Origin of the sequence: Streptomyces sp. NPDC001027, from assembly GCF_040299045.1 — a bacterium.
Taxonomy (GTDB): Bacteria; Actinomycetota; Actinomycetes; order Streptomycetales; family Streptomycetaceae; genus Streptomyces.
Map to the genome: position 1 here is coordinate 1 of NZ_JBEPBI010000449.1, position 3,279 is coordinate 3,279.

The following is a 3,279-nucleotide window of genomic DNA, read 5'->3' on the forward strand; positions in this document are numbered from 1 at the left end:
CCGCGCGCGATCCGCGCCGGCGCTCAGACCCCGCCTTCGCCGGGTCGATCTGCATCCACCGCCAGGCCCGGGACATCCTGAGCGACCCGGAGCGGCTGCGCCGGCAGGTCCGGCGGCTCGAAGCGCTGCGGGCCGCCGAAGAGATCACCGCCCAGCTGAAGGTGGACGTCGGATCGCTGGTCGGCGCCCTGCGCCGGGTCACCGTGGAGAACAGCCGCCTGTGCCGGCAGCTCGCCGGCCAGCGTGCGGTCGTGGGCGTGCTGTCGGCGCAGGCGCCGCCGGAAGGCAGCCGGTCAGCTCGCGCAGCCGCACCCGGCGGCGGCCTTCGCCTCCGCCGGGCTCTGCGCGGGATCGAGGGTCTGCTCCGCGGGAGTGCAGCAGGCGGTGGCGCCGCAGCACGCGTCCGGGGCGGCGTCGGCCTTCTCCAGGGTGTCGGCGTCGGCCTTGACCACGTACACCTCCCACGGCTCGTTGCCCGGGCCGGTCACCCACACCTTGTCCTGCAGCGCGTAGCAGCAGGAGGTGTCGTTCTCCTCGAAGGCGGCCAGGCCCGATTCCTTCAGGCGGGTCGTGGCGGCGTTGACCTCCTCGGTGCTGGCGACCTCGACGCCGAGGTGGTCCAGGCGGGTCTCCTCGCCGGCCTCGCCCTCGATGAGGACCAGCTTCAGCGGGGGCTCGGTGATCGCGAAGTTGGCGTAGCCCTCGCGTCGCTTGGCGGGCTCGGCGCCGAACAGCCTGGAGTAGAAGGCGATCGAGCCTTCCAGATCGGCGACGCGCAGGGCGAGCTGGACTCGGGACATGGCGGTCTCCCATTCGAGACGAGACTATATCGACGGCTGTCGATACAGTTGAGGTTGCCACCTTGATAGACATCCGTCAACATAGAGATATGTCGAAACAAGCTGATCTGCCGGTGCTCGGCCAGGACGAGGCGTGCTGCGCCCCGATGGTCCGTGAACCGCTGGGCGAAGTGGACGCGGCCGAGCTGTCGCGGATGTTCAAGGCCCTGTCCGACCCGATCCGGCTGCGGCTGCTGTCCCTGATCGCCTCGCACGAGGGCGGGGAGGCGTACGTGTGCGACCTGGTCGGCCCGTTCGAGGTCTCCCAGCCGACCATCTCCCACCACCTGAAGGTGCTGCGCGAGGCCGGGCTGGTCGGCTCCGAACGGCGGGGGACCTGGGTGTACTACTGGATGCTTCCCGAGGCCCTGGCCAAGCTGTCCGCTCTCCTCGAGACCCCGGCCGTGCCCGTGAAGGCGTCCGCGTGAGCGCGCCGGTCCCTCTCGCGCGGCGGGCGGCTGCCGAGGCCGTCGGCACGGCGGCGCTGGCGGCGGTGGTGGTCGGCTCGGGGATTCAGGCAACCCAGCTGACCCGCGACGTCGGCGTGCAGCTGCTGGCCAACTCGCTGGCGACCGTGTTCGGCCTGGGCGTGCTCGTCGCCCTGCTCGGCTCGGTCTCCGGGGCGCACCTCAACCCCGTCGTGACGCTGGCCGCCTGGTTCGCCGGGCGCCGCAGCGGCGACGGTCCCAGCCCGCGGGAGGCGGCCGCGTACGTGCCCGCCCAGATCGCCGGGGCGATCGGCGGCGCGGTCCTCGCCGACGCCATGTTCGCCCGGCCGCTGGTGCAGTGGTCGACGCACGACCGGTCCGCGGGACATCTGTGGCTGGGCGAAGCGGTCGCCACCGCGGGACTGGTCTGGCTGATCTTCGGGCTGGCGCGCGCCGGCCGCGCGCACCTGGCGCCGGTCGCGGTCGCCTCCTACATCGGCGCCGCCTACTGGTTCACCTCGTCCACCAGCTTCGCCAATCCGGCGGTGACCATCGGCCGGGCCTTCACCGACACCTTCGCCGGCATCGCCCCCGCCTCCGTGGCGCCGTTCCTCGCCGCCCAGCTCGCCGGCGCCGTCGTCGGCCTGGCCCTGGTCGCCGTGACCTTCGGACGCCCAACGCCGGTGCCCGGGGACGAGGTTGTCGTCCCGCACGGCGAGCAGCAGCTCGCCGCACCCGCCCGACCTGCAGAAGAAAGCGCCGTGTCCTCATGAGCACTCCCGCCGCCCCGTCCGTGCTGTTCGTCTGCGTGCACAACGCCGGCCGTTCCCAGATGGCCGCCGCCTTCCTCGCCCACCTCGCCGGCGAGAAGGTCCAGGTCCGCTCCGCCGGCTCAGCCCCCGCCGACGCCGTGAACCCCTCCGTGGTGGATGCCATGAAGGAGAGCGGCATCGACATCTCCGCCGAGACCCCGAAGGTCCTCACCGTCGAGGCGGTGCAGGCCTCCGACGTGGTCATCACGATGGGCTGCGGGGACGCCTGCCCCTGCTTCCCGGGCAAGCGGTACCTGGACTGGAAGCTGGACGACCCCGCCGGACAGGGGGTCCAGGCCGTCCGGCCGATCCGCGACGAGATCGAGCGGCGCATCCGCGGCCTGCTCGCCGAACTCGGCATCGAGGCGACGCCGTGAGCACGGCCACCGGCGTGCGCGTCACGGCGATGCAGCCCGATCACGCCGCAGCCGTGCTCTCGATCTACCAACTCGGCATCGACGAGCACAACGCCACCTTCGAGACCGCGGCTCCGACCTGGGAGGCCTTCGACGCGGCCAAGCTGCCCGAGCACCGCCTCGTGGCCCTCGACGACGACCAAGTGGTGGGCTGGGCAGCGGTGGTGCCGGTGTCCGACCGGTGCGCGTACGCCGGAGTCGTCGAGCACTCCGTCTACGTCCATCCCGGCGCCCGCGGCCGCGGTGTCGGCTCGGCCCTGCTGACGGCCCTGATCGCCTCCACCGAGGCCGCGGGCGTCTGGACGGTCCAGTCCGGCGTCTTCCCCGAGAACACCGCGAGTCTGGCCTTGCACGAGCGGGCCGGGTTCCGGGTCATCGGCACCCGCGAGCGCATCGGCCGGCACGACGGTCAGTGGCGCGACGTGGTACTGGTCGAACGCCGCAGCCCGGTCATCAGCTGAACTGCCGGGCGGACTGCTTCTCGTAATTCCCCCAGGCTGCCGTCCCGTCGTTCCGGAGGGGCGTCCGAGGCCGGCGTGCCTGAAGGCGGCCCGAACTGCCGCCCACAGCGCAGGCCACGCGAATCCACATGACAGTCGCGAGCCGGCTCCGCGATCATTGGCCGATGACCACGAGACCGGACCTTCTCCGTCTGAGCATCGTGTGCCCTCCGCCCGACGAGGGCGGCGTGGAGGTCCGCCCGATCGTCAACGGCCGGGATCTTCTGGCCGAGGCACTCCCAGGTGGCGTGGGAGGCTCCCGGTACCTGGGAGCAGGCCCCAGG

At 72.3% G+C, this 3,279-nt stretch carries 5 protein-coding genes; 4 read left to right on the forward strand and 1 reads right to left on the reverse strand.

Annotated features, from left to right (window positions below):
• Positions 1–293 precede the first annotated feature (293 nt).
• A complete protein-coding gene (locus tag ABT300_RS42530; protein WP_351688103.1) occupies positions 294–800 on the reverse strand; it encodes an ArsI/CadI family heavy metal resistance metalloenzyme in 507 nt (168 codons plus the stop codon).
• An 89-nt stretch (positions 801–889) separates the two neighbouring features.
• Here ABT300_RS42530 and ABT300_RS42535 point away from each other — a divergent pair, with 89 nt between their 5' ends.
• From ABT300_RS42535 to ABT300_RS42550, 4 genes are read left to right on the forward strand one after another with little or no spacing between them, the layout of a single operon-like run.
• Positions 890–1,267, forward strand: coding sequence for an ArsR/SmtB family transcription factor (locus ABT300_RS42535; protein WP_351688105.1), 378 nt, complete (start codon positions 890–892; stop codon positions 1,265–1,267).
• Positions 1,264–2,040: an aquaporin gene (locus ABT300_RS42540; RefSeq protein WP_351688108.1), complete on the forward strand. Its 777-nt coding sequence runs from the start codon at positions 1,264–1,266 to the stop codon at positions 2,038–2,040. Before ABT300_RS42535 ends, ABT300_RS42540 begins: the two co-directional genes overlap by 4 nt.
• Entirely contained in the window at positions 2,037–2,456 is a 420-nt protein-coding gene (locus ABT300_RS42545; RefSeq protein ID WP_351688111.1) for an arsenate reductase ArsC, read from the forward strand. Before ABT300_RS42540 ends, ABT300_RS42545 begins: the two co-directional genes overlap by 4 nt.
• Positions 2,457–2,485: 29 nt before the next feature.
• Positions 2,486–2,956: a GNAT family N-acetyltransferase gene (locus tag ABT300_RS42550; RefSeq protein WP_351688113.1), complete on the forward strand. Its 471-nt coding sequence runs from the start codon at positions 2,486–2,488 to the stop codon at positions 2,954–2,956.
• Positions 2,957–3,279: the final 323 nt, after the last annotated feature.

Bases quoted from the DNA above. Each gene is read 5' to 3' on its own strand.
- ABT300_RS42530 (WP_351688103.1), bottom strand. From the start codon at position 800: ATGTCCCGAGTCCAGCTCGCCCTGCGCGTCGCCGATCTGGAAGGCTCG.
- ABT300_RS42535 (WP_351688105.1), top strand. From the start codon at position 890: ATGTCGAAACAAGCTGATCTGCCGGTGCTCGGCCAGGACGAGGCGTGC.
- ABT300_RS42545 (WP_351688111.1), top strand. From the start codon at position 2,037: ATGAGCACTCCCGCCGCCCCGTCCGTGCTGTTCGTCTGCGTGCACAAC.
- ABT300_RS42550 (WP_351688113.1), top strand. From the start codon at position 2,486: ATGCAGCCCGATCACGCCGCAGCCGTGCTCTCGATCTACCAACTCGGC.